This window comes from Rhizobium tropici CIAT 899 (genome assembly GCF_000330885.1).
GTDB classification, from domain to species: Bacteria; Pseudomonadota; Alphaproteobacteria; order Rhizobiales; family Rhizobiaceae; genus Rhizobium; species Rhizobium tropici.
Genome location: NC_020059.1, coordinates 620,153 through 645,941 on the forward strand (window position 1 = coordinate 620,153; position 25,789 = coordinate 645,941).

Consider the following 25,789-nt stretch of genomic DNA (forward strand, 5'->3'; position numbering starts at 1 on the left):
ATGAGATATGACCGAGGTTTTCATTTACGACCACGTGCGCACGCCGCGCGGGCGCGGCAAGAAGGATGGGTCGCTGCATGAAGTGCCGTCCGTGCGCCTTGCTGCCAAGACGCTCGAGGCGCTCCGCGATCGCAACGGTCTCGATACCGCAACGGTTGACGACATCATCATGGGCTGCGTCGATCCGGTCATGGAAGCGGGTGCGGTTATCCCGAGGGGTGCCGCCTTCGAGGCCGGCTATTCCACCAAAGCGCCTGGCATGCAGATTTCCCGCTTCTGCGCCTCCGGCCTCGATGCCGTGAATTTCGGTGCGGCGAAGATCGCTCAAGGGGCTGACGATATCGTCATTGCCGGCGGTGTCGAAAGCATGTCGCGCGTCGGCTTGGGCATGTCCGGCGGTGCCTGGTTCATGGATCCCTCCGTCAATTTCCCGGCCTATTTCATGCCGCAGGGCGTATCGGCCGATCTCATCGCCACCAAATACGGCTTCTCGCGTGATGACGTCGATGCCTATGCCGTCGAAAGCCAGAAGCGCGCCGCCAATGCCTGGGAAAAGGGCTACTTCAAGAATTCGGTCATTCCGGTGAAGGATATCAACGGCCTGACCATTCTCGACCGCGACGAGCACATGCGTCCCGGCACCGACATGCAGGCGCTCGCCTCGCTCAACCCATCCTTCCAGCTCCCGGGCGAAATGGGCGGCTTCGAGGCCGTCGGCATTCAGGCGCATCCCGAGATCGAGCGTATCAACTACGTTCACCATGCCGGCAATTCCTCGGGCATCGTCGATGGTGCCGCTGCCGTGCTGCTCGGCTCCAAGGCGGGCGGTGAGAGCATGGGCCTGAAGCCGCGCGGCCGTATCAAGGCCTTCGCCAATATCGGCTCCGACCCGGCGCTGATGCTGACCGGCCCGGTTGACGTCACCGAAAAGCTGTTGAAGCGCAGCGGCCTGACGCTCGCCGACATCGATCTCTTTGAGCTCAACGAAGCTTTCGCTGCCGTCGTGCTACGCTACATGCAGGCTTTCGATATTCCGCACGACAAGATCAACGTCAACGGCGGCGCGATTGCCATGGGCCATCCGCTCGGCGCAACCGGCGCGATGATCCTTGGCACCGTGCTGGACGAGCTGGAACGCCGCGATCTCAACACAGCGCTCGTAACACTCTGCATCGGCGCCGGCATGGGCACCGCCACGATCGTCGAACGCGTCTGAGGAGGGGAAACCAATGGCTTACACGAATTTCACCGTCGAAACCGACGCAGACGGCATCGCGCTCGTCACCTGGGACATGCCCGGCAAGTCGATGAACGTCTTCACCGCCGAGATCCTGGAAGAGCTGAACGCCATCATCGACGCGACCGTCGCCGATGCGGCCGTCAAGGGCGTGGTCTTCACCTCTGGCAAGTCCTCCTTCTCCGGCGGTGCCGATCTGTCGATGATCAAGTCGATGTTCTCTTTCTATCAGGAGGAAAAGGCGAAAGACCCGGCCGCTGCCACGAAGAAGCTCTTCGATCTTGTGGGACGCATGACTGGCCTCTTCCGCAAGCTCGAGACCTGCGGCAAGCCGTGGGTTTCGGCGATCAACGGCACCTGCATGGGCGGCGCTTTCGAGCTGTCGCTCGCCTGCCATGGCCGTGTCGCTTCCAGCGCCAAGGGCGTCAAGATCGCGCTGCCCGAGGTCAAGGTCGGCATCTTCCCCGGTGCCGGCGGCACGCAGCGCATCGCGCGCCTGACGGATGCTCAGTCCGCACTGCAGATGATGACGACGGGCCAGTCGCTGACGGCAGCACGCGCCAAGGCGATGAACCTCTTGCATCAGGTGGTCGAGCCGGATCAGCTGATCCCGGCCGCCAAGCAGATGATCAAGGATGGCTTGAAGCCTGTGGCACTCTGGGATGAAAAGGGCTTCAAGGCGCCGGGCGGCGGCATCTGGACGCCGGCCGCAGCCCAGCTCTGGCCGGCAGCGCCTGCCATCCTGCGCCGCGAGACCTCGGGCAACTATCCCGCTGCGCTCGCCATTCTCAAATGCGTCTATGAAGGCCTGCAGGTTCCCTTCGATACCGGCCTGAAGATCGAGCAGCGCTATTTCACGCATGTGCTGCAGACCACCGAAGCCTATTCGATGATCCGCTCGCTGTTCATCTCCATGCAGGAACTCGGCAAGGGCGCGCGCCGCCCGACCGGCCAGCCGAAGACGGAGCTCAAGAAGGTCGGTGTCGTCGGCGCCGGCTTCATGGGTGCGTCCATCGCCTATGTCACCGCCGCCGCGGGCATTCCCGTCACGCTCATCGACCGCGACATCGAAGCCGCGACGAAGGGCAAGGGCGTCGGCGAAGGGCTGGTCAAGGATTCGATCGGTAAGGGAAGGCTGACGCAGGATGAGGGCGCGGCTCTGCTCTCCCGCATCACGCCTTCGGCCGATTATTCCGATCTCAAGGATGCCGATCTCGTCATCGAAGCGGTGTTCGAGGATCGCGAAGTCAAGAAGGCCGTCATCGAGGCCGTCGAGGCCGTGCTGCCGGCCGGCGCCGTCTTCGCCTCCAACACCTCGACTCTACCGATCACAGGCCTTGCCAAGAATTCCAAGCGCCCGGCCGATTTCATCGGCGTCCACTTCTTCTCGCCTGTGGAGAAGATGATGCTGACCGAAGTCATCCTCGGCAAGGAGACCGGCGATCATGCGCTGGCCGTCGCGCTCGATTACGTCGCGGCCATCAAGAAGACGCCGATCGTCGTCAACGACACGCGCGGCTTCTTCGTCAATCGCTGTGTCTTCCGCTACATCCACGAAGCCTATGACATGCTGATCGAAGGCGTGCCGGCTGCGATGATCGAGAATGCCGCCAAGATGGCCGGCATGCCCGTCGGGCCTCTGGCGCTGAACGACGAAGTCGCCATCGACCTCTCCTACAAGATCCTGAAGGCGACAGTCGCCGATCTCGGCGAGAAGGCTGTCGATCCGCGTCATATGCAGCTCGTCACCGGTCTCGTGGAGCGTGAGGGACGCCTGGGCCGAAAAAACTCCAAGGGGTTTTACGACTATCCGCCGAAGCCGGCGAAGAAGTCGCTATGGCCGGGCCTCAAGGATCTCTATCCGCAGAAGAAGGCCGACGAGGTCGATGTCAACGTGCTGAAGCAGCGCTTCCTCGTGACCATCGCACTGGAGGCTGCCCGCACCATTGAAGAAGGCATCGTCACCGATCCGCGCGAGGCCGATGTTGGCTCCATCCTCGGCTTCGGCTTTGCGCCCTATACCGGCGGCGCGCTGTCCTACATCGACGGCATGGGCGTGAAGGCTTTCGTGGAACTCTGCGAAAAGCTGACAGCTGCCTACGGCCCGCATTTCCAGCCGACCGCGCTGCTGAAGGACATGGCCGCGAAGGGTGAGACCTTCTACGGGCGCTTCGATCCCTACCGCGCCGCGAAAGCCGCGTAAGACAATAGGTTGTTACTGACGACCAATAACGGGCCGCGCCCCTGTCGGGAGCGGCCTTTTTGTTTGCCATTGCGTGCGGCTGATCGGCTCCAATCAGACGATGTCGCGAACCGTTGGAAATCGAACTGGAAGGTCACCTCTTCCAGAGTGATGCTTGAGGGCGCTGAACCGCTCATGGTTGTGGATATCGGCACTGCCGCTACGCAGAGAGGCTGTATTGTCAAGCTCGGCGGCTGGTAGTCTTCATCATCGCAACAATGATAGGTCGATAGATGTCGCTGAAAGCAGTCTGGATGTTTTTGACTGGGCGGTGGGGCCATGTCGCCCTTGCCATACTGGCATGGCCGGCCTACGGGGCGTTCTTGTCATCGCCGCTCCTGGCTCAGGATGCAGCGATCGCGCCCTCCAAGCCAGCTGAGCTGAGTGCCGGCGCGCGCCTGCAAGCGATCACCGATGGGCTGATGCAGGCGTTGGATATCGGCCCGGATTTGAATCCGCAAACCATCTTCAAGATACTGCCCGGCGATTGGGCCAATATACCGCCGGATTTCTATCCCGACGATGTTCCCGCAGACGCTCCGAAAATGCTGTGCGCGGGTATAAGAACGCATTTCAACCAACCTCGCTCGGGCAATTCGATCTTTGACGGCTGGATCGGCCGGGAGGGCTCAAGTCGGTTTGAGCTGCGTCTGACAGGTGGCGGCAATTTCTATTGGATATCCAACGTTCAAGATGAGATGCAACGGCTCGGTCTCGATAAATCCACGGACGCAGCGATGGCACTCCAGCGCGGACTGCTGATGCAAAGGAGTGTTCAAGAGGGAGGCATCTTGCCGCTCAGTAATGATGTCGTCGTCATTACAAACACGGCAGAACCTTCCAGGATGAGTTTCTGGGTGAGATGCCTCAGCGACCCGGAAGATAGCGCGAGAAACGCGCGAAATATTCAGCTCGTGAATACGATGAAGAAAAGAATGACAGCACAGGCCGCGTTTCTATCCTATGGCGCGGATGGATCGGTACCTTTCATGCAGAAAATGCAAGGTGCTTGGACAATAGTCGACGAACTCTCCCGGTCCGATATCAGGAACAGAACGGTCTCGGATCTCTGCCACATCCGCCGTATCGAAATGAAGGCGGAGCATCAGCCCCTGCCGATCCTGACGGCGCATGTTGCAGATACCTCCTCTTCGGAAGACCGTCCGGTGCCAGCGGCGCAGGATGAGTTTGAACTGCAGCTTGCGGGCGATCGCGAGCTTTTGCGCATACCACTTCACGGTCCGATGCTGGACGTGAAGCAGCATGCAGAACGTTTCCATGTTCCGCCTGTCGGGGGGACAAGCGTCATCGCTGAGCGGCAGCGAAAGGAGGCTATTGCGTGGTATCGTCGGGCGGCTTTGTCGTCAGCGTTGCCGGTTAATCTTGTTCCCGTTGACGAGGATACTTTGGTGGAAAGCGCGACCAGCGCGTGGGGCAAGACGCGTGAGCCGTACGGCACTGGTATCGAAGTCTTCAAGCGCTATTGGCTGCGTTGCCCGGCTTGACCTCGCTCAACCGCTTTCTCATGCCCCGCCCTCAACGCAACGACGCCCCAGCCGATAAGCAGAAGGATCGCCGCCGCGTAGATGTCGGCGGCTTCGGCAAAGCCGAGCGCCTTTGACAGAAAGCCGGCGAGGATAGCTGGGACGCTGAAGGCAAGGTAGCTCTGGATGTAGAAGGCCGACAGCAGCCCGGCGCGTTCATCGGGTTTGGCCAGCGGCATGATGCTTCTTACCGTGCCGAGAAAAGCTGCCCCGAAGCCCGAGCCGGCAATCAGAGTTCCGAGGGCCAGGATCGACACTTCAGCCGCATGCATGCCGGCGATGATGGTCAGTATGCCGAGGCTCATGGTTGGTATGCCGAACTTCATGATCATGGCGGCGGATCGCTTACGCAGCAGGAACACCGCCGCCGCACCGCTGATCGTCAATGCCCCGACCACGGAGCCGCCGACCAGTGGCGCCGTGCTGCCGGTCGTCGCGCTGACCAGCGAGGGCACCAGCGACAGATAGAAGCCGGCAAGCGCCCAGACGGCAATATTGATCGGCGTCAGCGCCAGCAGCGTCCGGCGTGCCTGCCTGGGAACGGCGACTTCCGGCTTCAGCGATGCGAATACGCCGGGCCGTCGGCTCGTTGTTTCCGGCACCATCCATAGCAGCGCGGCTTGTAGCGTCAGCAGGGCAAGTGTCACGACATAGACAAGCACGGTCGGAGCCGGCGCGAACTGGATCAGCAGGCTCGTGCCTATCGCGCCGATCGCCATGCCGGCAAGCGGGGCAAGACTGTTGGTGATCGATCCCCTGATCGGATCGAGATCGACAAGGGCGGCACCGATCGAACTGATGGCAGTGCCCGTCGCAAAGCCCTGCACGATGCGGGCGGCAATCAGCCAATCCGGACCTCGAGCCATTAAAAACAGCGCTGTGGCCACCATATTGAGGAGGATCGATGTGAAGATCACCGGTCGGCGCCCGAGATGGTCCGAAATCGAGCCAACGATGAGCAGTGCGGCGAGAAGGGAGAAGGCGTAGACGGCGAAGATCACCGTGAGCAACACCGGCGAGAAGGCGAAGGCCTGCTGATAAAGGCGGTAGAGAGGCGTCGGTGCGGATGAGGCGGCCAAAAACAAGGCGCTGGTTGCGGCATAATAGAACGGCGCCAGGCGTCTGGCGGGTGAAATCCGAGCGCTGGCGGTGGAATCGAGTTCGGTCATCGACTATATCCTACCTAAAGCTAAAAGATTGCGTTAGGCGGATATAGGGTGCCTGGCGTATAAAAGCAAATAATTTGCGTTAGTGGATGCCTTTGGTCATTCGCGATCCGCAAAACGGGAAAAATTGGCAAGGGCTTATGGGCTATCGAGAAAATCCCCGCCCCGGCGGGCGCAGCGCCAGAGTGCAGGCGGCCGTGCATCAATCCGTCCGCGATATGCTGGCAACCATGGATCGCGCTGATGTAACGATCCCCCTGATCGCGCAGCGTGCCAATGTCACGCCGTCGACGATCTACCGCCGCTGGGGCGACCTTCAAAAGCTTTTGGCGGATGTTGCCGCCTCGCGCCTGCAGCCCGAAGGCGAGCCCGCCAGGATCGGCAGCGCCCGGGAGGACCTGGAGGCCTGGGTCGAGCAATATGCGGATGAAATGGCCTCCGGCGTCGGACGGCAACTGCTGCGCGATGTTCTCGCGGTGCCCGACAGCGTAAGTGCAGTGAAATGCGGCACCTATACGCGCTATCAACTGAGCGTATTTATTGCGCGGGCGGAGGCAACTGGCGAGCCCTTTCCGGCCCTGGTGGAGCTGATGGATCACGTCATCTCACCGATCATCTATCGCATCCTCTTCGACCAGGCGCCCGATCCCGACTATGTTCGAAAACTCGTTGCGAAGGTAATGCCGCAAAGGGCGGTCAGCGCTTGAAGCACAACCGACAATGCCGAATGACTCACCCGAGATCCCCTGAGCTACATCCAGCGGCTTCGGCTTGGTTGCTCGCAACTGACGAACAAGTTGCAGAATTTACGCACCCCTAAGTTGCTTATGTGGCGAAATTATCATGGGATATGCATGCCTGGACAAGCCACCGGGTCAATTTCCTATTGAAAAATAAGGAAAAAGATGGTGCTAATTACCGATAGTGAATTCAACGGCAACGCGAAGGGGACTGCTCAATGCTTAATGAATTCAAGGCATTTATCGCTAAAGGCAACGTCATGGACCTTGCGGTCGGCGTGATCATCGGCGGCGCTTTCGGCGGGATCGTGAAATCGCTGGTTGACGATATCATCATGCCGATCGTCGGCGCGATTTTCGGCGGTTTCGATTTTTCGAACTATTTCATCGGCCTCGCCTCAGGTGTCAACGCACCGACGCTCGCTGCGGCCCGTGCCCAGGGCGCGGTTCTTGCCTACGGCAGTTTCATCACCGTCCTCATCAATTTCCTCATTCTCGCCTGGATCATCTTCCTGATGGTCAAGGGCGTCAACGCGCTGCGCTCGCAAGTCGAGCGTAAGGATGAGAAGGTCGCCGAAGCGGCACCGCCGCCGGCCGATGTCCAGTTGCTGACGGAAATCCGCGACCTTCTCGCCAAGCGCTGACCCGCTTTGCTCGACTTTTTTTGCAAGCCCCGGTCCATGCGAGGACTGGGGCTTTATTCATCACCAAAATCGATTGGTCACTAAGGCAAAGTCATGGGATTTGTCCGCCGCTCTGCTTTATGAAGGCGGAAACCGGAGACTTTGCATGTCGATACTAGATAGCCTCAGCCCGCGCGCGCTTGCAGCACCTGAAAGCGGGATCGTCGAAGTGGTCAATTATGCCCGCGGCCGTGAGGGCCTGCTGCCGCTTTGGGTCGGCGAGGGCGACCTGCCGACGCCGGATTTCATCAATCGCGCCGCCATGGCCTCGCTCAACGCCGGCGAGACCTTCTACACCTGGCAGCGCGGCATTCCGGAACTGCGCCAGGCGCTCGCCGATTATTATGGCCGGCATTTCGGTACCTCGCTGCCGATGGAGAACTTCTATGTCGTCGGCTCCGGCATGCAGGCGATCCAGCTATCCGTGCAGGCCATCACCGCTCCCGGCGACGAGATGGTTTATCTCTCCCCAGCCTGGCCGAACATCGCTGCCGCGCTCGAGATCGCAGGCGCCCGCTCCGTCGCCGTACCCTTACAATTCGAGCACGGTAAATGGTCGCTCGATCTCGATCGGCTGGAAGCGGCGATCACGCCCAAGACCAAGGGCCTGTTCATCAATACCCCGTCCAACCCGACGGGCTGGACGGCGACCCACCAGGATCTCAGCGATATTCTCGCCTTGGCGCGCAAGCACGATCTCTGGATCATGGCCGACGAAATCTATGCGCTCTACTACTATGCCGGCGGCCGCGCGCCGAGCTTCCTCGATGTCAAGGAAGCGGACGACAAGATCCTCTTCGTCAATTCCTTCTCGAAGAACTGGTCGATGACCGGTTGGCGTGTCGGCTGGATCGTCGCACCTGCAGAGCTCGGACAGGTGATCGAAAACCTCGTGCAGTATTCGACCTCCGGCGTCGCGCAATTCATGCAGAAGGGCGCGGTTGCAGCGCTGAACGAGGGCGATGATTTCGTCCGCTCCAATATCGAGAAGGCCACTCGCTCGCGCGATATCCTCTGCGACGCGCTGATTGCTACCAATCGCGTGCAGACGCTGAAGCCGGATGGTGCGCTCTATTCCTTCCTGAAGATCGATGGCGTGACCGACAGCCGCAAGGCCGCCATCGACATCGTCGACAAGACCGGTGTCGGTCTCGCGCCTGGGACGGCTTTCGGGCTAGGCGGCGAGCTGTTCATGCGTGCGTGCTTCCTGCGCGATCCGGTGCAGGTGGCGGATGCTGCGGAGCGGTTGAGCAAGTATATTTTGGGGTTGTAGGAGTGGCCTGTGTGCTGCAGCTGGCAGCTTTCGACTTGGCTAGTCCTGATACCCCCCTCTGTCGCTTTCGCGACATCTCCCCCACAAGGGGGGAGATCGTTTGGAGTTTGCAGCCGCTCCGAGTAATGCGATTCAGCCACTGCGAATACAAAGTTGGTTTGAGGTAGGTCGGTGCTGCGGGTTACCAATCTCCTCCCTTGTGGGGGAGATGTCCCGAAAGGGATAGAGGGGGGTGAACACTCTCCGCAGCGCGCAATTCTCCCAATCCATAAAATGCAATCGATCCGCGAAAGCCCACCCTAACCATCCCCGCAATCTTTCCCGCCGCACCACCCGCTTTTAATCAATTTCGCAGGAGAAGCGGCCTCATATGGTGTCGATAAGACTTGGCGGGGACGCGAGGAATGACTGTCTTGGTGACGGGCGGGGCCGGTTATATCGGCAGCCACATGGTCTGGAGATTGCTGGACGCGGGAGAGGACGTGGTTGTCCTCGATCGTCTCTCTACGGGCTTTCGCTGGGCCGTTCCGCCGGCTGCCCGCTTCTATCTCGGCGATATCGCCGATGAAGCGCTCCTGCATCAGATTTTCGCCGAGAATAATATAGAGGCCATCATTCATTTTGCCGGTTCGGCGGTTGTTCCGGTGTCGATCGAGGATCCACTTGCCTATTATGAGAACAACACCGGCAAGACCCGCATTCTCATGAGCGCCGCCATCAGGGCCGGCATCCGCCATTTCGTCTTTTCGTCCACCGCCGCTGTTTATGGCCAGCAGCCGGCGGACAGGCCGGTCGGCGAAGATGCGCCGCTGCGGCCTGAATCCCCCTATGGTCAATCCAAGCTGATGTCCGAGCTGATGCTGCGCGATGCCGCTGTTGCTTATGATTTCCGCTATGTAGCGCTGCGTTATTTCAACGTGGCCGGCGCCGATCCCGAGGGGCGGGCAGGGCAATCGACCAACGGCGCGACCCACCTCATCAAGGTCGCCTGCGAGGCCGCCCTCGGCCGCCGCGGTCAGGTCGATATCTACGGCACTGATTATGCGACGCATGACGGCACCGGCGTTCGCGACTATATCCACGTCAGTGATCTCGTCGAGGCGCATCTGATGGCATTGCGGCATCTGCGCGAAGACGGCCGCTCACTGGTTGCCAATTGCGGCTACGGCCAGGGATATTCGGTTCTGGACGTGCTCAACATGGTCATGCGCGTCTATGGCCGCGCCTTCCGCATCCACATCGCTCCCCGGCGCGCCGGCGATATGGCCAGTATCGTCGCCGATGCGACGCTTGCTCGTCGCGAATTGGGATGGACGCCGAAATACAACGATCTGGAAATGATCGTGCGCTCGTCGCTGGATTGGGAGCTTCGCCTTGCCGAACGTGCGGGCTTCGATGCGGCGGGCGTCAGCAGGGTCTACGCCGCTCCAAGCACGCTATAACGCGACTGACGATCTCAGCTTTCCCGTCTCCAGGGACCAAGAAAGGCCGGCGCATTCTTGCGCACGGCTTCCGCGAGAAAATCGATGACGGTGCGCACGCGTGGCGATTGGCGCAGGTCGCGATGGCATGTAATCCAGTAGTGGCGCCTGAGATCCACCTCATGCGGCAGGACCACCTGCAGATCGGGGTGCTTGCCGGCAATGAAGAACGGCAGTACGCAGAGCCCCTGGCCATTCTTGGTCGCCGTCAGCTGAGCAAAGATGCTCGAGCTCTGGAATTGCGGCCTGATGCGCGGATGGACGTCATCGAGATAATCCAGGCCCGGCGCAAAAATCATATCCTCGATATAACCGATAAAGGCGAAGTCCGGCAGGTCATCGCGGCTTTCGATCGGCGGATGGCGGGCGAGGTAGTCACGCGATCCGTAGACCTGGAGATGATAGTCGGTGAGCTTCTCGGTGAAGTAGGGGCCGGCCTTCGGCGGGTCGAGCACCACGACGATATCGGCCTCCTTGCGCGAGAGCGACATGATCTGCTGGATGGTGATCAGCTCGAGTGAAATGTTTGGGTGCTTCGCAGTGAATTCCGGCAGGACGCCGGTGAAGAAGAAGTTGGAAAAACCCTCCGGCGCACTGATGCGCACGACACCCCGTTGTGCTGCCGATCCCGCAGACAGATCGGCGCGAAGACGTTCCGTCTCCTGCTCCATATGCTCGGCCGTATCGACGAAGCGCTGTCCCATGCTCGTCAGCATGTAACCGCGTGGATTGCGTTCGAAGAGCTTGACCTTCAAGGCGAATTCCAGCCGGTCGATACGGCGTGAGACCGTGGCATGGCTGCTGCGCAATTGTCGTGCCGCCGTGGAAAGCTGCCCCGTTCGCGCAACGGCAAGGAAGAACTGCAGATCGTCCCAGGTAAAGTGCGGCGTGCGCTTCATGCTTCCTCCTCTGTTCAAAAATGAACAGACCTTGTTTGGAATTAATTGCAATCGCGACTTGCGTCAACGCGCGAATTCCGTGATCTTGGCGCTTGGGAAAAGCCGTTTTGAGGAAAGCGGCTAGCCAATTTTGAACAGATTCGTTTTTGCCAAATCTCTGGGAGGAGAGGATATGCGAAAGAGTCTTATTGCATCCCTTGCATTTCTGCTTGCAGCCAGCACTGCTGCTTTCGCCGCCGGCCCGTCCGATGGTGTCGTCAAGATCGGCATCCTCAACGACCAGTCCGGCGTCTATGCGGATTTCGGCGGGAAATCATCGGTAGCGGCCGCCAAGATGGCCGCCGAGGATTTCGGCGGCAAGGTTCTCGGCGTGCCGATCGAAATCGTCGATGCCGACCACCAGAACAAGCCCGATATCGCCTCCAACATCGCCCGCCAATGGTATGACCAGGACAAGGTCGATGCCATCATGGAGCTGACGACCTCTTCGGTCGCGCTCGCCGTGCAGGCGGTCGGCAAGGAAAAGAAGAAGATCGATATCGTCACGGGTGCTGCGACCACCGATCTCACCGGCAAGCAATGCTCGCCCTATGGCTTCCATTGGGCCTATGACACGCATGCTCTCGCCGTCGGCACCGGCGGCGCGCTCGTCAAGCAGGGCGGCGACACATGGTTCTTCCTGACGGCGGACTATGCTTTTGGCTATTCGCTCGAGCAGCAGACCAGCGATTTCGTCAAGGCAAGCGGCGGTAAGGTGCTCGGCTCCGTCCGCCATCCGCTGTCGACCAATGACTTTTCCTCCTTCCTGCTGCAGGCCCAGTCGTCCGGCGCCAAGGTGATCGGCCTTGCCAATGCCGGCCTCGACACCTCGAATGCCATCAAGCAGGCCTCGGAATTCGGCATCACCCAGGGTGGCCAGCATCTGGCGGCGCTGCTCTTCACGCTCGCCGAAGTTCATGGCCTCGGCCTGCAGGCGGCACAAGGCCTCACGCTGACGGAAGGCTATTACTGGAACCTCGACGACAAGAGCCGCGAGTTCGGCAAGCGCTTCTTCGCCCGTACCGGCAAGATGCCGAACATGATCCATGCCGGCACTTATTCCGCCGTGATGCAGTATCTGAAGGCGGTGCAGAAGGCCGGCACTGACGATACCGACGCCGTTGCCAAGCAGTTGCATGAGATGCCTGTTGATGATTTCTTCGGTCGCGGCGGTACGGTCGGCGCCAACGGCCGCATGATTCACGACATGTATCTGCTTCAGGTGAAGAAGCCTGAGGAGAGCAAGGAGCCGTGGGATTACTTCAACGTGCTGGCGACGATCCCTGGCAAGGAAGCTTATATCGATCCGGCCAAGAGCGGCTGCGACCTCGTCAAGCAATAGGGCTCGACCAGCTTATGGCGATGTCCGCGACACATCCGCATGAAGAGCCCCGGGTGGTTTTGTCCGCCCGGGGACTGCGCCGCGATTTCGGCGGCTTCACTGCTGTCAAGAATGTCGATCTCGACGTACATCATGCCCAGGTCCACGCGCTGATCGGCCCGAACGGCGCGGGCAAGACGACGGTGTTCAACCTGCTCACCAAGTTCCTGCAGCCGACGCATGGGACCATCACGCTGCTCGGCACCGATATTACCAAGACGAGACCTGACAAGGTCGCGCGCATGGGCCTTGTGCGCTCCTTCCAGATTTCCGCCGTCTTCCCGCATCTGACGGTGCTGGACAATGTCCGCGTCGCCTTGCAGCGGCCGAACAATCTCGCCCACCAGTTCTGGCGGCCGCTGTCGGCCCTCGACAGCCTCAATGCCCGAGCCGAACAGCTCATTGCCTCCGTCGGTCTATCGAAGGAACGCGATGCCATCGCCGCCGATCTTTCCTATGGCCGCAAGCGTGTGCTGGAGATCGCGACCACGCTTGCGCTCGACCCGAAAGTGCTGTTGCTCGACGAGCCTATGGCCGGCATGGGGCTCGAAGATGTCAACACGGTCTCCGCCATCATCCGTGATGTCGCGCGCGACAGGGCCGTGCTCATGGTCGAGCACAATCTCTCCGTCGTTGCCGATATCTGCCATCATGTCACGGTGCTGCAGCGCGGCGAGATCCTCGCCCAGGGCGATTACGCGACAGTCAGCCGCGATCCGCGCGTCCGCGAAGCCTATATGGGCACGGAGGAAGCTTGACGATGGCGCCGCTTTTGGACGTTCAGGGCCTCAATGCCTGGTATGGCGAAAGCCATATTCTGCACGGTGTCGATATGCGTGTGGGCGAGGGGGAGACCATCACCATCCTCGGCCGCAACGGCGTCGGCAAGACGACGACGCTGCGCACGATCGTCGGCATCGTCCGCGCCCGCAAGGGCAGAATTACATTCGCCGGCAAGGACATGATGCAGGTGCCGCTGCACAAGACGGCGCATCAGGGCATCGGCTTCGTGCCGGAAGAACGCGGCATCTTCTCGACGCTCAGCGTCTATGAAAACCTGATGCTGCCGCCGGTCGTCGCAGCAGGCGGCATGACGCTCGAAGAGATCTTCGAGCTGTTTCCCAACCTGCATGAGCGGCGCAACAGCGTCGGTACCAGGCTCTCCGGCGGCGAGCAGCAGATGCTCGCCATGGCCCGCATCCTGCGCACCGGCGTCCGCATGCTGCTGCTGGACGAGCCTACCGAGGGGCTTGCTCCGGTCATCGTCCAGCGCATCGGCGAAGTCCTGCAGAAGCTCAAAGGCCGCGGCATGACCATCTTGCTCGTCGAACAGAATTTCCGCTTTGCGAGCCGCATCGCCGATCGCTTCTATGTGATGGATCACGGCCAGATGGTCTCGGAATTCCCGGTCGGCGAACTCTCCGAGCGCATGGATATGCTGCACAAGGTTCTGGGGGTCTGAGCCATGACGACGATATTCGGCATCCCCGCCCAGGCTCTTCTCGGTCAATTGCTGATCGGCCTCATCAACGGCTCCTTCTATGCGCTGCTAAGCCTCGGTCTTGCGATCATCTTCGGTATGTTGCGGGTCATCAACTTCGCCCATGGCGCGCTCTATATGCTTGGCGCCTTCACCGCCTATCTCTTGTTTGCCTATGCCGGCATCGGCTATTGGCCGGCCCTCGTTCTCGCGCCGCTGATCGTCGGCCTGTTCGGTGCACTGGTCGAGCGGCTCTGCCTGCGCCGGCTCTACAGGATCGATCCGCTCTACGGGCTGCTTTTCACCTTCGGCATGGCGCTGACCATCGAAGGAACCTTCCGCTATCTCTACGGTTCCTCCGGCCAGCCCTATGCTGTACCAACGGAGCTGGCGGGCGCGAAGAATATCGGCTTCATGTTCCTGCCGGTCTATCGCGGCTGGGTCGTCATCGCCTCTCTGGTCGTCTGCATCGGCACCTGGCTGTTGATCGAGAAGACCAAGCTCGGCGCCTATCTGCGCGCGGCGACGGAAAATTCCACACTTGTGCAGGTCTTCGGCGTCAACGTGCCGGTGCTTCTGACGCTCACCTACGGTTTCGGCGTGGCGCTTGCCGCCTTTGCCGGGGTGCTGGCCGCGCCCATCTATCAGGTCTCGCCGCTGATGGGATCGAACATGATCATCATCGTCTTCGCCGTTGTGGTCGTCGGCGGCATGGGCTCGATCATGGGCGCGATCGTCACGGGCTATATGCTTGGGATTGCCGAGGGCCTCACCAAGGTTTTCTATCCTGAAGCCTCGAATATCGTCATCTTCGTGATCATGGCAATTGTGCTGCTTCTGAGACCTGCAGGTCTCTTCGGTCGGGAGGCGTGATATGGCTGGATTAATCAGCTTGAGTTCCAAGGAGCGTCCGAAGCTTTCCGTGCAGAAGCTGCTTTTGGTCGTCGGCCTCGTCGGCCTGATCTGGGCGCCGTTCTTTATCTACCCGATCTTCGTCATGAAGGTGCTCTGCTTCGCGCTGTTTGCCTGTGCCTTCAATCTGCTGCTCGGCTATGCCGGCCTGCTCTCCTTCGGCCATGCCACCTTCTTCGGCGGCGCGGCCTATTTCACCGCCCACGCCGTGAAGGAATGGGGCCTGCCGCCTGAGCTCGGCATTTTGATCGGCGTCGCCGGCGCGTCCCTGCTTGGCCTGGTCATGGGCTTCGTCGCCATCCGCCGGCAGGGCATCTATTTCGCCATGATCACGCTGGCGCTCTCCTACATGTTCTATTTCTTCTGCCTGCAGGCGGCATTTACCCATGGCGAGGACGGCATTCAGTCGGTTCCGCGGGGCTACCTCTTCGGCGTCCTTGACCTCAGCAACTCTTTGAACATGTATTATTTCGTCCTCGCCGTGTTTCTGATCGGCGTGCTGATCATCTGGCGTTTCATCAATTCGCCCTTCGGCATGATCCTGAAGTCGATCCGCGAGAACGAACAGCGGGCGATCTCGCTCGGCTATTCCGTCGCGCATTACAAGCTCGGCGCCTTCGTCATGTCGGCGGCGCTCGCCGGGCTTGCAGGGGCGGTTAAGGCGCTGGTCTTCCAGTTTGCGACGCTCACCGATGTCGCCTGGCAGATGTCCGGCGAGGTCATCCTCATGACGCTCCTCGGCGGCATCGGCACGCTGATCGGCCCGCTTTTCGGTGCTGGCTTCGTGGCGACGCTGGAAAACTATCTGGCGACTTCGGAATTCCCCGTCACCATCATCACCGGCATCGTCTTCATGGTTTGCGTCCTGCTCTTCCGCCGTGGGGTCGTCGGCGAATTCTACGCCTCGCGGCTGGGACGGAAGCTGGGGTTCGAGTATCGGCGGTGACTACTTGATTTTCCTTCTCCCCGTAAGCGGGGAGAAGGTGCCCGAAGGGCGGATGAGGGGCTATTTCGAGTTTGATCGGGAAGCCGAGGTTTGCTGTACCTCCTGGCCCCTCACCCTAGCCCTCTCCCCGCAGGCGGGGAGAGGGAACTACTGAGTTTGGACATGGATCGCTTCGACTACATCATTATCGGTGCCGGCAGTGCCGGATGCGTGCTGGCCAACCGGCTTTCGGCCGACCGTAATAACAGGGTGCTGCTGCTGGAAGCCGGCGGCAATGACAATTACCACTGGATCCACATCCCGGTCGGCTACCTTTATTGCATCAACAATCCCCGCACCGATTGGTGCTTCACCACGTCACCGGAAGCGGGGCTGAATGGCCGGTCGCTGAACTATCCGCGCGGAAAGGTGCTCGGCGGCTGCTCCTCGATCAACGGCATGATCTATATGCGCGGCCAGGCCCGCGATTACGATCTCTGGCGCCAGCTCGGCTGCGCCGGTTGGGGCTGGGATGATGTGCTGCCCTATTTCGTCAAGTCCGAGGATCACTATCGCGGCAAGGACGAGATGCATGGCGCCGGCGGCGAATGGCGGGTCGAGAAGGCGCGCGTGCGCTGGGCCGTGCTCGATGCCTTCCAGGCAGCCGCCAAGGAGGCCGGCATCCCCGAAACGGCTGATTTCAATCGCGGCAACAATGAAGGTTCCGGCTATTTCGACGTCAACCAGCGCTCCGGCATTCGCTGGAACACCACGAAAGCCTTTTTGCGCCCGGCCATGAAGCGCGGCAATCTAACCGTCTATACCAAGGCGCAGGTCTGCCGGCTGATCGTCGAGGGGGATGCCGTGACCGGCGTCGAATTCCAGCATGACGGCGTGGCAAAGCGCGCCTATGCCACCAAGGAAACGGTGCTCTCTGCCGGCTCCATCAGCTCGCCGCACATTCTCGAGCTCTCAGGCATCGGCCATGGCGAGGTGTTGAGCAAAGCCGGCATCGACGTCGTGCGCGAGGTTCGGTCCGTCGGCGAGAACCTGCAGGATCATCTGCAGCTTCGCCTTGCCTACAAGGTGACCGGCGTGCCCACGTTGAACGAGAAGGCGACGAAGCTGATCGGCAAAGCGGCGATCGGCCTCGAATATCTGGTTCGCCGGTCAGGCCCTATGGCGATGGCGCCTAGCCAGCTCGGCATCTTCACCCGCTCCGGGCCGGACAAGGAAACACCGGACCTACAATATCATGTGCAGCCGGTCTCGCTCGACAGGTTCGGCGATCCCGTTCATCCCTTTCCCGCTATCACCGCCAGCGTATGCAACCTCCGCCCTGAAAGCCGCGGCTCGGTGCATGTGCGCAGCCCCGATTTCGCCCTCCAACCGGCCATCAGCCCCAACTATCTTTCCGCAGCTCGCGACCGGGAGATCGCCGTGCGCTCCATTCGCCTGACGCGGCGGATCGTGGCACAGCCCTCCTTCGCCCGGTTCTGCCCGGAGGAGTTCAAGCCGGGGCCGGCCTATGAGACCGATGCCGATCTGGAGCGCGCCGCTGGCGATATCGGCACGACGATTTTCCATCCGGTCGGTACGTGCCGTATGGGCGGCGACGGGCAAAGCGTTGTCGACCCCCGCTTGCGGCTCAGAGCATTGGCAAGGCTGCGTATCGCCGACGCCTCCGTCATGCCATCAATCACATCGGGCAACACCAATTCACCAACCATCATGATCGCCGAAAAGGCAGCCGAAATGATCCTTGCCGACAACAGATGAAGCCCTATTCATGGATGGCAGCAAGGGCAGGAGATTTGCATGGATAGCACGGACGAAGTCATCATCGAGCGGCGCGGATCGGCCGGCATTATCAGGCTTAACCGCCCGAAGGCGCTGAACAGCCTGACATTGCCGATGGTGCGGGTCATTGTGCCGGCCCTGGAGGATTTCGCCGCAGATCCCGCGATCGCCAGTGTCATCGTCCTGGGCGAGGGGGAGCGTGGCTTCTGCGCAGGCGGCGATATCCGCCTGCTGCATCGGAGCGGCAAGGAGGGCACCGATGAAGCGGAAACCTTCTGGCGCGAGGAGTTTCTGCTCAACCATGCCATCTCGCGCTATCCCAAACCCTATGTCGCGTTGATGGACGGCATCACCATGGGTGGCGGCGTCGGCCTCTCGGCCCACGGCAGCCATCGCGTCGTCACCGAGCGCACGCGCCTTGCCATGCCCGAAACCGGCATCGGCTATTTCCCGGATGTCGGCGCCACCTGGCTGCTGCCGCGCGCGCCGGGCGAAGCCGGCACATGGATGGGCCTGACCGGCCAGACCGTCGGTGCGGCCGATGTCATTCATGCTGGTTTTGCCGATCACTGTGTCGCGTCTTCCGCATTGCCAGCCCTCATCGATGCGATTGCAGCGCTGCCCGCTGCGGCCTCCGCCGCAGATGTGCACGCTCTCATCCGGACGATGGCCACGGAGGCCGGCGAAAGCCGGCTCGCGACAAACCGAGATGTGATCGACCGGGCGTTTTCAGCAGACACGGTGGAGGAAATTCTGAAGGCCTTGGCCGGAGAACCGGGAAAGTTTGCCGCAGAAGCCGCAAGCGTGATTGCCAGCCGCTCGCCGACCAGCCTTAAGCTTACCTTGCGGCTGCTCAGAGCGGGGCGAACGAGCGCCGATTTGGCCGAATGCCTCGATCGTGAACTCGGCGCTTGCAAGGGCATATTGTATAATCACGATTTCTACGAGGGTGTGCGTGCCGCTGTCATCGACAAGGACCGCAATCCGAAATGGTTTCCGGCGAGCCTCTCCGAAGTGACGGCGGATGCCATCGACCGTTTCTTCATACCGGCGCAGCCGCCGCTTTTCGCAAGATAACCGATCATGGGAGGAAAACATCATGACGCGGATCGCATTCATCGGCCTCGGCAATATGGGAGGCCCGATGGCCGCCAATCTCGTCAAGGCCGGCCACGCCGTCACAGGATTCGACCTCTCGCATGATGTGCTGAAGGCGGCCGAAGCGTCGGGGATAAAGCCTGCCAATGTGCTGACGGAGGCTTTGGCCGATGCAGAGGTGGTCGTGACCATGCTGCCGAAGGGCCAGCATGTCCTGACCGTCTGGACCGACGTGTTGCGCTCCGTGCCGAAGGGAACCTTGCTGATCGACAGCTCCACCATCGATGTCGACAGTGCCCGCAAGGCTCACGCGATGGCGGCTGACGTCGGTTGCCTTTCTCTCGATGCGCCGGTGTCCGGCGGCACCGGGGGTGCTGCGGCCGGAACGTTGACCTTCATGGCTGGCGGGTCGGCAGAAAGCTTTGCCGCCGCCAAACCGCTGCTTGAGGTGATGGGCAAGAAGATCGTCCATTGCGGCGATGCCGGCGCCGGCCAGGCCGCGAAGATCTGCAACAACATGATCCTCGGCATCTCCATGATCGGGGTCTGCGAGGCTTTCGTGCTCGGCGAAAAGCTCGGCCTCTCGCACCAGGCCCTGTTCGACGTCGCCTCGACCTCGTCAGGCCAGTGCTGGTCGATCAATACCTATTGCCCAGTGCCCGGCCCGGTGCCGACATCGCCCGCCAACAACGACTACAAACCCGGTTTTGCCGCCGCCTTGATGCTGAAGGATCTACGCCTGTCGCAGGAAGCGGCGCTCTCCAGCGGCGCGTCGACGCCTCTGGGCGCGGAGGCGGCACAGCTCTATGCTCTCTTCGAAAAGCTCGGCAATGGCGGCCGCGATTTTTCGGCGATCATCGAGATGTTTCGCGAGACGAAGTGAGGATGGCTGGATAGTTGGCCGGTGAGGGGCCAGGTACGAAGCTGCGGCATCAAAGAACAAGCCTGACCTGCCGTTCGAACGCCCAAACTCACCGCCACATGCCCCGCATGCGCGCACCCACATCGACGCGCACCTCGCGCGCCCGAATGGCGGCAGCGCTTTCGGCACGCGCCTGCGGCCAGCCGCAGACCTCGAAAAACTGCAGCAAGGTTGCTGGAATGAAGCGCGTGCGCGATGCGAAGACATGCTTGTCGCCCTGCGCATGCTGGCCGTGCACGAAGAACCGCTGCGGAATGACGAGATCGAGATTGTCCTTCGCCCGCGTCATGGCGACGTAGAGCAACCGTCGTTCCTCCTCGATTTCGGCTGAAGATCCGACGGCGAGATCGGCGGGGATGCAGCCGTCGACGGCGTTGAGGATGAAGACCTTCGTCCATTCCTGCCCCTTGGCGGAATGGATGGTGGAGAGGATCAGATAGTCCTCATCGAGCAGCGGCACACCCGCCTGGTCGCTGGTGGCGTCGGGCGGATCGAGCGTCAGCTCGGTGAGGAAGCGCTCGCGCGAGCCGTAGCCAGCGGCAATCTGTTCGAGCTGGATGAGATCCGCCTGGCGGGTCGATGCATCCTCATGTACGCGTTCCAGATGTGGCTCGTACCATTGGCGAACGAGGCCGATTTCCGCCGGCCAGCCGGCCTTCCCGCTTTTGACCTCCCGCATCGTCTCGACAAAGGCGGTCCAATCGTCTCCCGTGCGCGGTGGCGGCGGGAGTTCGGTGAGCGCCGTGATCGGGCTTGCCTCTTCGCCGATCTGGTCGAGTACGCGCTGGGCTGTCGAGGGGCCGACGCCGGGCAGGAGCTGCATCAGGCGGAACCCCGCCACACGGTCGCGCGGGTTCTGGGCGAAACGCAGCGCCGCCAGCATGTCCTTGACATGAGCACTATCGAGGAATTTCAATCCACCGAACTTGACGAAGGGAATGTTGCGCCGGGTGAGTTCCACTTCCAGCGGGCCGCTATGGCTCGAAGTGCGGAAAAGCACCGCCTGCTGCTTCAGCCTTGCGCCGCCCTCGCGATTTTCCAGTATTTGATCGGCGATGTAGCGCGCCTGATCGGCCTCGTCGCGCACCGTTACCAGCCGCGGGCGCTCCATGCTCTGCCGCTCGGTGCGCAGGTTCTTGGTGAAGCGCTCGGAGGCAAGATCGATCACGGCGTTAGCTGCTGCCAGGATCGGCTGTGTCGAGCGGTAATTGCGGTCGAGTGTCACGATATCGGCAGAGGGCGTGAAGGCCTTGGGGAAATCGAGAATGTTGCGTACGGTGGCGGCGCGGAAGGAATAGATCGATTGCGCGTCGTCGCCGACGACGGTCAATCCGCGGCCATCCGGCTTCAGGGCGAGCAGGATGGAGGACTGCAGCCTGTTGGTGTCCTGATATTCGTCGACAAGCACATGATCGAAGCGGCTGCCGATATCCTCGGCGATCAGAGGCTCCTGCAGCATATGCGCCCAATAGAGCAGCAGGTCGTCGTAATCGAGTACGTTCTGCACCTGCTTTGCCTCGACATAACAGGCGAAAAGATCGCGCAGCTGCTGCTCCCACATGGCGCACCATGGGAAGAAGTCGCGCAGCACGCCGTCCAGCGGCGCTTCCGCGTTGACGGAGCGCGAATAGATGGCAAGGCAGGTCGCCTTGGTCGGGAAGCGGTTCTCTGTTTTCGAGAAGCCGAGATCATGGCGCGCCAGATTCATCAGGTCGGCGCTGTCTTCCCGGTCGTGGATCGTGAAGGCCGGGTCTATGCCGATCTGTTCTGCATAATCCCGCAGCAGGCGCGCGCCGATGCCATGGAACGTGCCGGTCCAGGCAAGTGCATCGGCGGTAATGCCGGAATTCGCACCCAGCACCTCGCGGCAGATACGCTCGACGCGGCGGCCCATTTCGGCGGCGGCGCGGCGCGAAAAGGTCATCAGCAGGATGCGGCGCGGATCGGCACCCCTAACGATCAGATGCGCGACACGATGCGCAAGCGTATTCGTCTTGCCGGAGCCAGCTCCGGCGATGACAAGCAGAGGCCCGGCAATATGACCGTCGCCTGCAGTCGTGCCGTGTTCCACCGCCAGCCGTTGCTCCGGGTTCAGCTTTTCCAGATAGGCGGCGGTCATCAACTCTCCTGACTACCTCCGGCGGCCGGCGCGGAGCGCGATATGCGGCGAATCGCAAACGCGAAAATATAGGAACGTTCTATGGATGTTCCGAATCGCCAAAGCCTGTCAAGATTAACAGGGCCTGCACGCGGATGTGACCTCTGGCGCAAGAATCTTATCGGGATTTGCGTTCGTCCGGCTCGAAAAGGATCTTCTTCGTGCTTATGTATCATTTCGGCGCAGCATTTTGAGTTTTTGGGGCTTCGTAATGCGTAGAATGAAGGTTTCAAAACATGAACGAAACGATTGCCACCGGGCTGCGTCTGCCTAGCGGCCTCGTGGCCTTGCCGGACGGCCGCCTCGCGGTCGTAGAAATGGATGCCAGTCGCCGCTGTCTGAAACTTTTCGACGCAAGCGGCGTACCGCAGGAACTTTGCCGGGTCGGCGGCTGGCCGATGGGGATTGCGGCGGATGGTGACGGATGTTTCTGGGTAGCCAATGGCCCGGAGAATTCCCTTGTCAGATTGTCGGCGCAAGGCCGCGTCCTGCAGGTCATTGAAGGCAGCGCCGATGGTCCGTTTCTCCATCCGAATGCGCTCGCCTTCGGACCTGACGGCCTGCTTTATATGATCGATTCCGGTATCCGCCTTGCCAATCTTCTCGAAGGCGGCCACATCCATCCCGATTTCTTCAAGGCGGCTTATAACGGCTGCGTCTACCAGATCGATCCGGCGGAGGGCCGGGTCATCCGGGTCCTGGCAGCCGGCTTGCTCTTTGCGAGCGGTATTGCCTTCGATGCCGACGGATTGCTCTACTACAGCGAAACGCTGACCGGAAAAATCTATCGGCAGGTCGTGGGCGGCAGGCAGGAAATGTTTGTCCAGTCGATGACATCCCCTGCCGTCAATGCGCTGCGCGGACCGGCAGGCCTCGCTTTTGATCGCAGTGGCATGCTGTATTGTGCCATGTACGGCCTGGGTGAAATTTCTATGGTGGACGCCGAGGGAAAAATGGCCGGCCATATCCGCACGGACGGCGCAAGGCCAGCCAATATCGCCTTTACCGTCGACGGCAAGCATCTGCTCGTCAGTGAGCAGGAAAACGGTGTTGTGGAGAAGATTACGGCGCCGCGTCCGGGCCTGCCCTTGCATATGCCGCCGATTTCGTAAGCGGCTGGTGGGCATGCCCGGAAGCCGGGCATGCCCTCTTTTCATGTGTTAAGCAGCAGGAATCTGCTTGTTGTCCTTACCGGACTTGCCCTCTGCCGATGCCGTGTCATTGGCGACCGGCTTGGCATGGCGGCGACGCCAGTCGCCGAGGAACAGCAGGATCGGCGCCGCGATGAAGACCGATGAGGCGCCGGCGACGAGGATGCCGAACACCATGGGGATCGCGAAGCTGGAGACGGCGCTGCCGCCCCAGATCGCCATCGGCACCAGCGCCAGGAAGGCGGTGGCGTTGGTATAGAGGCTTCGCGCCAGGGTCTCGTTGATCGACTTGTCGATGATGTCGCGCAGCGGCATCGACTTGTAGAGCCGCATGTTTTCACGCATGCGGTCATAGACCACGACCTTGTCGTTCACCGAATAACCGACGAGCGTCAGGATCGCGGCGATGGCCGTCAGGTTGAAATCGAGGCCGGTGATCGCGAAGAAGCCGATCGCCTTGGTCACATCGAGCACCAGCGTGACGATGGCGCCGACCGCGAAAGGCCATTCGAACCGCACCCAGATATAGACGAGCATCGCAAGGCTGGCGATCACGACTGACAGGATACCGGCCCAGGCAAGCTCGCCCGAGACCTTCGGACCGATGACATCGGTGCCTTCGATGGTCGCGCCGGGATCGATCTTGACGATTTCGGCCTTGAGCTTGGTCACTGCCGCCGTCTGCGCCTCTTCGCCGCCGTCCTGGCGCTGAGCACGGACAAGAAGGCTATTGTTGTCGCCGAAGGACTGCAGTGCGATTTCGCCGAGGCCGAGCGTGTTCAGTCCCTCGCGGAACGTCGCCAGATCGGCTGCGTCCTTGGTCTTGACCGACATCTGGATGCCGCCGCGGAAATCGACGCCGTAGTTGAGGCCCGGATGGATGAACAGGACCACCGAGGCGATCGACAGGATCGCCGAGACGGTGACGCCGAAGAAGCGGGCCTTCATGAACTGGATGTGCTTGTCATAGGGGCTGAAAGGGATCAGCGGTCTGATGTTGATCACCTTCAGCTTGCGGCGACGGGTGATGGCGATCATCACGACGCGCACGAAGGCGACGGAGGTGAACATCGAGATAATGAGGCCGAGACCCATGGTCACGGCAAAGCCGCGAACCGGACCGGAGCCGAAGTAGAACAGGATGGCGGCGGCGATGAGCGCCGTCATGTTGCCGTCGATGATCGTCGAGTAGGCCTTCTTGAAGCCATTATCGATGGCGGCGAAGGCGCCGCGGCCCTTGCGGGTTTCTTCGCGGATGCGCTCGTTGATGAGAACGTTGGCATCAACCGCAAGGCCGATGCCAAGGACGATACCGGCGATGCCGGGCAGCGTCAGCGTGGCGCCGACAAGCGTCAGGGCCGAGAAGGTCAGGACCGTGTGGATGAGCAGCGCGACATTGGCGAGAATGCCCCAGGCGCCATAGAGCACGAAGATGAAGGCGGCAACCAGGACGAAGCCGACGAGGCCGCTATAGATGCCCTTCTGGATCGCGTCGCTACCGAGATCGGCGCCGACGGTGCGTTCTTCGATGACGGTGAGCTTGGCGGGCAGAGCGCCGGCGCGCAGCAGGGCTGCAAGCGTGGTGGCGCTGTCTGCGGTGAAGTTGCCGGAGATCTGGCCCGAACCGCCGGTGATCGGCTCGCGGATATTCGGTGCGCTCAGCACCTTGTTGTCGAGAACGATAGCAAAGGGCTTACCGACATTTTCGCGGGTGATTTCGGCAAAGCGGTTGGCGCCGGCGCTGTCGAAGCGGAAGGTGACGAGCGGCTCATGCGTGTTCGGATCGAAGCTGACGCGGGCATCCGTCAGGCGGTCGCCCGACAGTTCGATGCGGTCGAGAACCGGATAGCTGTTGCCCTGCTCGTCCTTCATGATGGTGACGCCTGGGCCGGGATTGTTCGGATCGGCATTGTCGGCGAGCAGGTGGAAGGACATCTTCGCGGTCGAACCGAGAAGCTCGCGCAGATGCGAGGGATCCTGCGCACCCGGAAGCTGAACGAGAACGCGGTTCGGACCGACGCGCTGAATGGTCGGCTCTGCGACGCCCACCTGGTCGACGCGCTTGCGGATGACTTCAAGGCTCTGCTGAACCGCGGAATCGACGTTGGCCGAAATGCCTGCCTGCGAGAAGGACATCGCGATCGTTGCGCCATTCGGCTTGATGGTGAGATCGGACTGGCCGGCCGAGAGGCCCGATGTGATCGTATTGGCCAGCGTCTGCAACTGCGTCACCGCGTCGCCGCTCTGCGAGGCATCGGTGAGCGTCACGACGATCTGATCGCCGTTGCGGATGATCGAGCGCGTCTGGATGTTCTTGTCGCGCAGCACGCGCCGGGCGTCCTGCTGCAGCGATTGCAGCCGGCCGTTCGTTAGGTCCTTCTCGTCGACTTCGAGAACGAGATAGGAACCGCCGCGAAGGTCGAGACCGAGCGAAACCTGGCTATGCGGCAGCCAGGACGGGATCTTGTTGAGAACCGACGGCGGCAGCGTGTTCGGCAGGGCGATCAGAAAGCCAATGACGATGACCACTGTATAAAGTGCCACGAGCCATGGTGAGGTACGCATGGGTATTATCCTTGAAAATAGGCCTATGCCGACGGCTTGGCCGCAGGCGGACTTGATGTCTTGTCGGAAATGCGGCGCAGACGCGCCAAATGC

The 25,789-nt window shown here is 61.1% G+C and carries 20 protein-coding genes; 16 read left to right on the forward strand and 4 right to left on the reverse strand.

Features of this window, described 5'->3' with window-relative positions; all coding sequences use genetic code 11:
• Positions 1–7: 7 nt before the first annotated feature.
• From RTCIAT899_RS03040 to RTCIAT899_RS03050, 3 genes are all read left to right on the forward strand, one after another.
• Complete coding sequence (locus RTCIAT899_RS03040) at positions 8–1,216, forward strand: acetyl-CoA C-acetyltransferase (protein WP_015338755.1); 1,209 nt, start codon at positions 8–10, stop codon at positions 1,214–1,216.
• A 13-nt stretch (positions 1,217–1,229) separates the two neighbouring features.
• On the forward strand, positions 1,230–3,440 hold the full coding sequence (locus RTCIAT899_RS03045; protein WP_015338756.1) for a 3-hydroxyacyl-CoA dehydrogenase NAD-binding domain-containing protein: 2,211 nt from the start codon (positions 1,230–1,232) through the stop codon (positions 3,438–3,440).
• Positions 3,441–3,712: 272 nt separating this feature from the next.
• Positions 3,713–4,984, forward strand: a complete 1,272-nt coding sequence (locus RTCIAT899_RS03050; RefSeq protein WP_015338757.1) for a hypothetical protein — start codon at positions 3,713–3,715, stop codon at positions 4,982–4,984.
• On the opposite strand, the gene RTCIAT899_RS03055 is transcribed toward RTCIAT899_RS03050, so the two are convergent.
• Positions 4,960–6,192 carry an MFS transporter gene (locus RTCIAT899_RS03055; protein ID WP_015338758.1) on the reverse strand — a complete coding sequence of 411 codons (1,233 nt, stop codon included), beginning with the start codon at positions 6,190–6,192 and terminating at the stop codon, positions 4,960–4,962. The two genes, RTCIAT899_RS03050 and RTCIAT899_RS03055, sit on opposite strands and share 25 nt — an antisense overlap.
• Positions 6,193–6,329: 137 nt before the next feature.
• Between RTCIAT899_RS03055 and RTCIAT899_RS03060 the strand changes: the two genes are divergently transcribed.
• The 4 genes from RTCIAT899_RS03060 to galE all read left to right on the forward strand — a co-directional run bounded on the left by RTCIAT899_RS03060 (position 6,330) and on the right by galE (position 10,327).
• Positions 6,330–6,896 (forward strand): TetR-like C-terminal domain-containing protein, encoded by a 567-nt coding sequence (locus tag RTCIAT899_RS03060; protein ID WP_041677208.1) that lies wholly within the window; start codon positions 6,330–6,332, stop codon positions 6,894–6,896.
• Positions 6,897–7,147: 251 nt separating this feature from the next.
• Positions 7,148–7,573 carry a large conductance mechanosensitive channel protein MscL gene (mscL, locus tag RTCIAT899_RS03065; RefSeq protein ID WP_015338760.1) on the forward strand — a complete coding sequence of 142 codons (426 nt, stop codon included), beginning with the start codon at positions 7,148–7,150 and terminating at the stop codon, positions 7,571–7,573.
• Between the two features lie 145 nt (positions 7,574–7,718).
• Positions 7,719–8,885 (forward strand): pyridoxal phosphate-dependent aminotransferase, encoded by a 1,167-nt coding sequence (locus RTCIAT899_RS03070; RefSeq protein ID WP_015338761.1) that lies wholly within the window; start codon positions 7,719–7,721, stop codon positions 8,883–8,885.
• A gap of 404 nt (positions 8,886–9,289) precedes the next feature.
• Positions 9,290–10,327 carry a UDP-glucose 4-epimerase GalE gene (gene galE, locus RTCIAT899_RS03075; RefSeq protein WP_041677209.1) on the forward strand — a complete coding sequence of 346 codons (1,038 nt, stop codon included), beginning with the start codon at positions 9,290–9,292 and terminating at the stop codon, positions 10,325–10,327.
• 14 nt (positions 10,328–10,341) lie between these two features.
• Here the strand turns inward: galE and RTCIAT899_RS03080 are convergent, their stop codons facing one another.
• Positions 10,342–11,265, reverse strand: coding sequence for a LysR family transcriptional regulator (locus tag RTCIAT899_RS03080; protein ID WP_015338763.1), 924 nt, complete (start codon positions 11,263–11,265; stop codon positions 10,342–10,344).
• Between the two features lie 172 nt (positions 11,266–11,437).
• Here RTCIAT899_RS03080 and RTCIAT899_RS03085 point away from each other — a divergent pair, with 172 nt between their 5' ends.
• The 8 genes from RTCIAT899_RS03085 to mmsB all read left to right on the forward strand — a co-directional run bounded on the left by RTCIAT899_RS03085 (position 11,438) and on the right by mmsB (position 19,783).
• On the forward strand, positions 11,438–12,646 hold the full coding sequence (locus RTCIAT899_RS03085) for an ABC transporter substrate-binding protein (protein WP_015338764.1): 1,209 nt from the start codon (positions 11,438–11,440) through the stop codon (positions 12,644–12,646).
• A gap of 14 nt (positions 12,647–12,660) precedes the next feature.
• A complete protein-coding gene (locus RTCIAT899_RS03090) occupies positions 12,661–13,443 on the forward strand; it encodes an ABC transporter ATP-binding protein (RefSeq protein ID WP_041677210.1) in 783 nt (260 codons plus the stop codon).
• Positions 13,444–13,445: 2 nt separating this feature from the next.
• Positions 13,446–14,147 (forward strand): ABC transporter ATP-binding protein, encoded by a 702-nt coding sequence (locus RTCIAT899_RS03095; RefSeq protein WP_015338766.1) that lies wholly within the window; start codon positions 13,446–13,448, stop codon positions 14,145–14,147.
• Positions 14,148–14,150: 3 nt separating this feature from the next.
• A complete protein-coding gene (locus tag RTCIAT899_RS03100) occupies positions 14,151–15,038 on the forward strand; it encodes a branched-chain amino acid ABC transporter permease (RefSeq protein WP_015338767.1) in 888 nt (295 codons plus the stop codon).
• 1 nt (position 15,039) lies between these two features.
• Positions 15,040–16,023, forward strand: coding sequence for a branched-chain amino acid ABC transporter permease (locus RTCIAT899_RS03105; protein ID WP_015338768.1), 984 nt, complete (start codon positions 15,040–15,042; stop codon positions 16,021–16,023).
• 162 nt (positions 16,024–16,185) lie between these two features.
• A complete protein-coding gene (locus RTCIAT899_RS03110; protein ID WP_015338769.1) occupies positions 16,186–17,781 on the forward strand; it encodes a GMC family oxidoreductase in 1,596 nt (531 codons plus the stop codon).
• 39 nt (positions 17,782–17,820) lie between these two features.
• Positions 17,821–18,879, forward strand: coding sequence for an enoyl-CoA hydratase/isomerase family protein (locus tag RTCIAT899_RS03115; protein ID WP_015338770.1), 1,059 nt, complete (start codon positions 17,821–17,823; stop codon positions 18,877–18,879).
• 22 nt (positions 18,880–18,901) lie between these two features.
• On the forward strand, positions 18,902–19,783 hold the full coding sequence (gene mmsB, locus RTCIAT899_RS03120) for a 3-hydroxyisobutyrate dehydrogenase (protein ID WP_015338771.1): 882 nt from the start codon (positions 18,902–18,904) through the stop codon (positions 19,781–19,783).
• A gap of 88 nt (positions 19,784–19,871) precedes the next feature.
• On the opposite strand, the gene RTCIAT899_RS03125 is transcribed toward mmsB, so the two are convergent.
• Complete coding sequence (locus RTCIAT899_RS03125; protein ID WP_015338772.1) at positions 19,872–21,941, reverse strand: ATP-dependent helicase; 2,070 nt, start codon at positions 21,939–21,941, stop codon at positions 19,872–19,874.
• Between the two features lie 275 nt (positions 21,942–22,216).
• On the opposite strand from RTCIAT899_RS03125, the gene RTCIAT899_RS03130 reads away from it, so the two are divergent.
• Positions 22,217–23,092 carry an SMP-30/gluconolactonase/LRE family protein gene (locus tag RTCIAT899_RS03130; RefSeq protein ID WP_015338773.1) on the forward strand — a complete coding sequence of 292 codons (876 nt, stop codon included), beginning with the start codon at positions 22,217–22,219 and terminating at the stop codon, positions 23,090–23,092.
• A gap of 48 nt (positions 23,093–23,140) precedes the next feature.
• On the opposite strand, the gene secD is transcribed toward RTCIAT899_RS03130, so the two are convergent.
• Complete coding sequence (gene secD, locus RTCIAT899_RS03135) at positions 23,141–25,696, reverse strand: protein translocase subunit SecD (protein WP_015338774.1); 2,556 nt, start codon at positions 25,694–25,696, stop codon at positions 23,141–23,143.
• Between the last annotated feature and the right edge of the window lie 93 nt (positions 25,697–25,789).

Bases quoted from the DNA above. Each gene is read 5' to 3' on its own strand.
- RTCIAT899_RS03040 (WP_015338755.1), top strand. From the start codon at position 8: ATGACCGAGGTTTTCATTTACGACCACGTGCGCACGCCGCGCGGGCGC.
- RTCIAT899_RS03045 (WP_015338756.1), top strand. From the start codon at position 1,230: ATGGCTTACACGAATTTCACCGTCGAAACCGACGCAGACGGCATCGCG.
- RTCIAT899_RS03050 (WP_015338757.1), top strand. From the start codon at position 3,713: ATGTCGCTGAAAGCAGTCTGGATGTTTTTGACTGGGCGGTGGGGCCAT.
- RTCIAT899_RS03055 (WP_015338758.1), bottom strand. From the start codon at position 6,192: ATGACCGAACTCGATTCCACCGCCAGCGCTCGGATTTCACCCGCCAGA.
- RTCIAT899_RS03060 (WP_041677208.1), top strand. From the start codon at position 6,330: ATGGGCTATCGAGAAAATCCCCGCCCCGGCGGGCGCAGCGCCAGAGTG.
- mscL (WP_015338760.1), top strand. From the start codon at position 7,148: ATGCTTAATGAATTCAAGGCATTTATCGCTAAAGGCAACGTCATGGAC.
- RTCIAT899_RS03070 (WP_015338761.1), top strand. From the start codon at position 7,719: ATGTCGATACTAGATAGCCTCAGCCCGCGCGCGCTTGCAGCACCTGAA.
- galE (WP_041677209.1), top strand. From the start codon at position 9,290: ATGACTGTCTTGGTGACGGGCGGGGCCGGTTATATCGGCAGCCACATG.
- RTCIAT899_RS03080 (WP_015338763.1), bottom strand. From the start codon at position 11,265: ATGAAGCGCACGCCGCACTTTACCTGGGACGATCTGCAGTTCTTCCTT.
- RTCIAT899_RS03085 (WP_015338764.1), top strand. From the start codon at position 11,438: ATGCGAAAGAGTCTTATTGCATCCCTTGCATTTCTGCTTGCAGCCAGC.
- RTCIAT899_RS03090 (WP_041677210.1), top strand. From the start codon at position 12,661: ATGGCGATGTCCGCGACACATCCGCATGAAGAGCCCCGGGTGGTTTTG.
- RTCIAT899_RS03095 (WP_015338766.1), top strand. From the start codon at position 13,446: ATGGCGCCGCTTTTGGACGTTCAGGGCCTCAATGCCTGGTATGGCGAA.
- RTCIAT899_RS03100 (WP_015338767.1), top strand. From the start codon at position 14,151: ATGACGACGATATTCGGCATCCCCGCCCAGGCTCTTCTCGGTCAATTG.
- RTCIAT899_RS03105 (WP_015338768.1), top strand. From the start codon at position 15,040: ATGGCTGGATTAATCAGCTTGAGTTCCAAGGAGCGTCCGAAGCTTTCC.
- RTCIAT899_RS03110 (WP_015338769.1), top strand. From the start codon at position 16,186: ATGGATCGCTTCGACTACATCATTATCGGTGCCGGCAGTGCCGGATGC.
- RTCIAT899_RS03115 (WP_015338770.1), top strand. From the start codon at position 17,821: ATGGATAGCACGGACGAAGTCATCATCGAGCGGCGCGGATCGGCCGGC.
- mmsB (WP_015338771.1), top strand. From the start codon at position 18,902: ATGACGCGGATCGCATTCATCGGCCTCGGCAATATGGGAGGCCCGATG.
- RTCIAT899_RS03125 (WP_015338772.1), bottom strand. From the start codon at position 21,941: ATGACCGCCGCCTATCTGGAAAAGCTGAACCCGGAGCAACGGCTGGCG.
- RTCIAT899_RS03130 (WP_015338773.1), top strand. From the start codon at position 22,217: ATGAACGAAACGATTGCCACCGGGCTGCGTCTGCCTAGCGGCCTCGTG.
- secD (WP_015338774.1), bottom strand. From the start codon at position 25,696: ATGCGTACCTCACCATGGCTCGTGGCACTTTATACAGTGGTCATCGTC.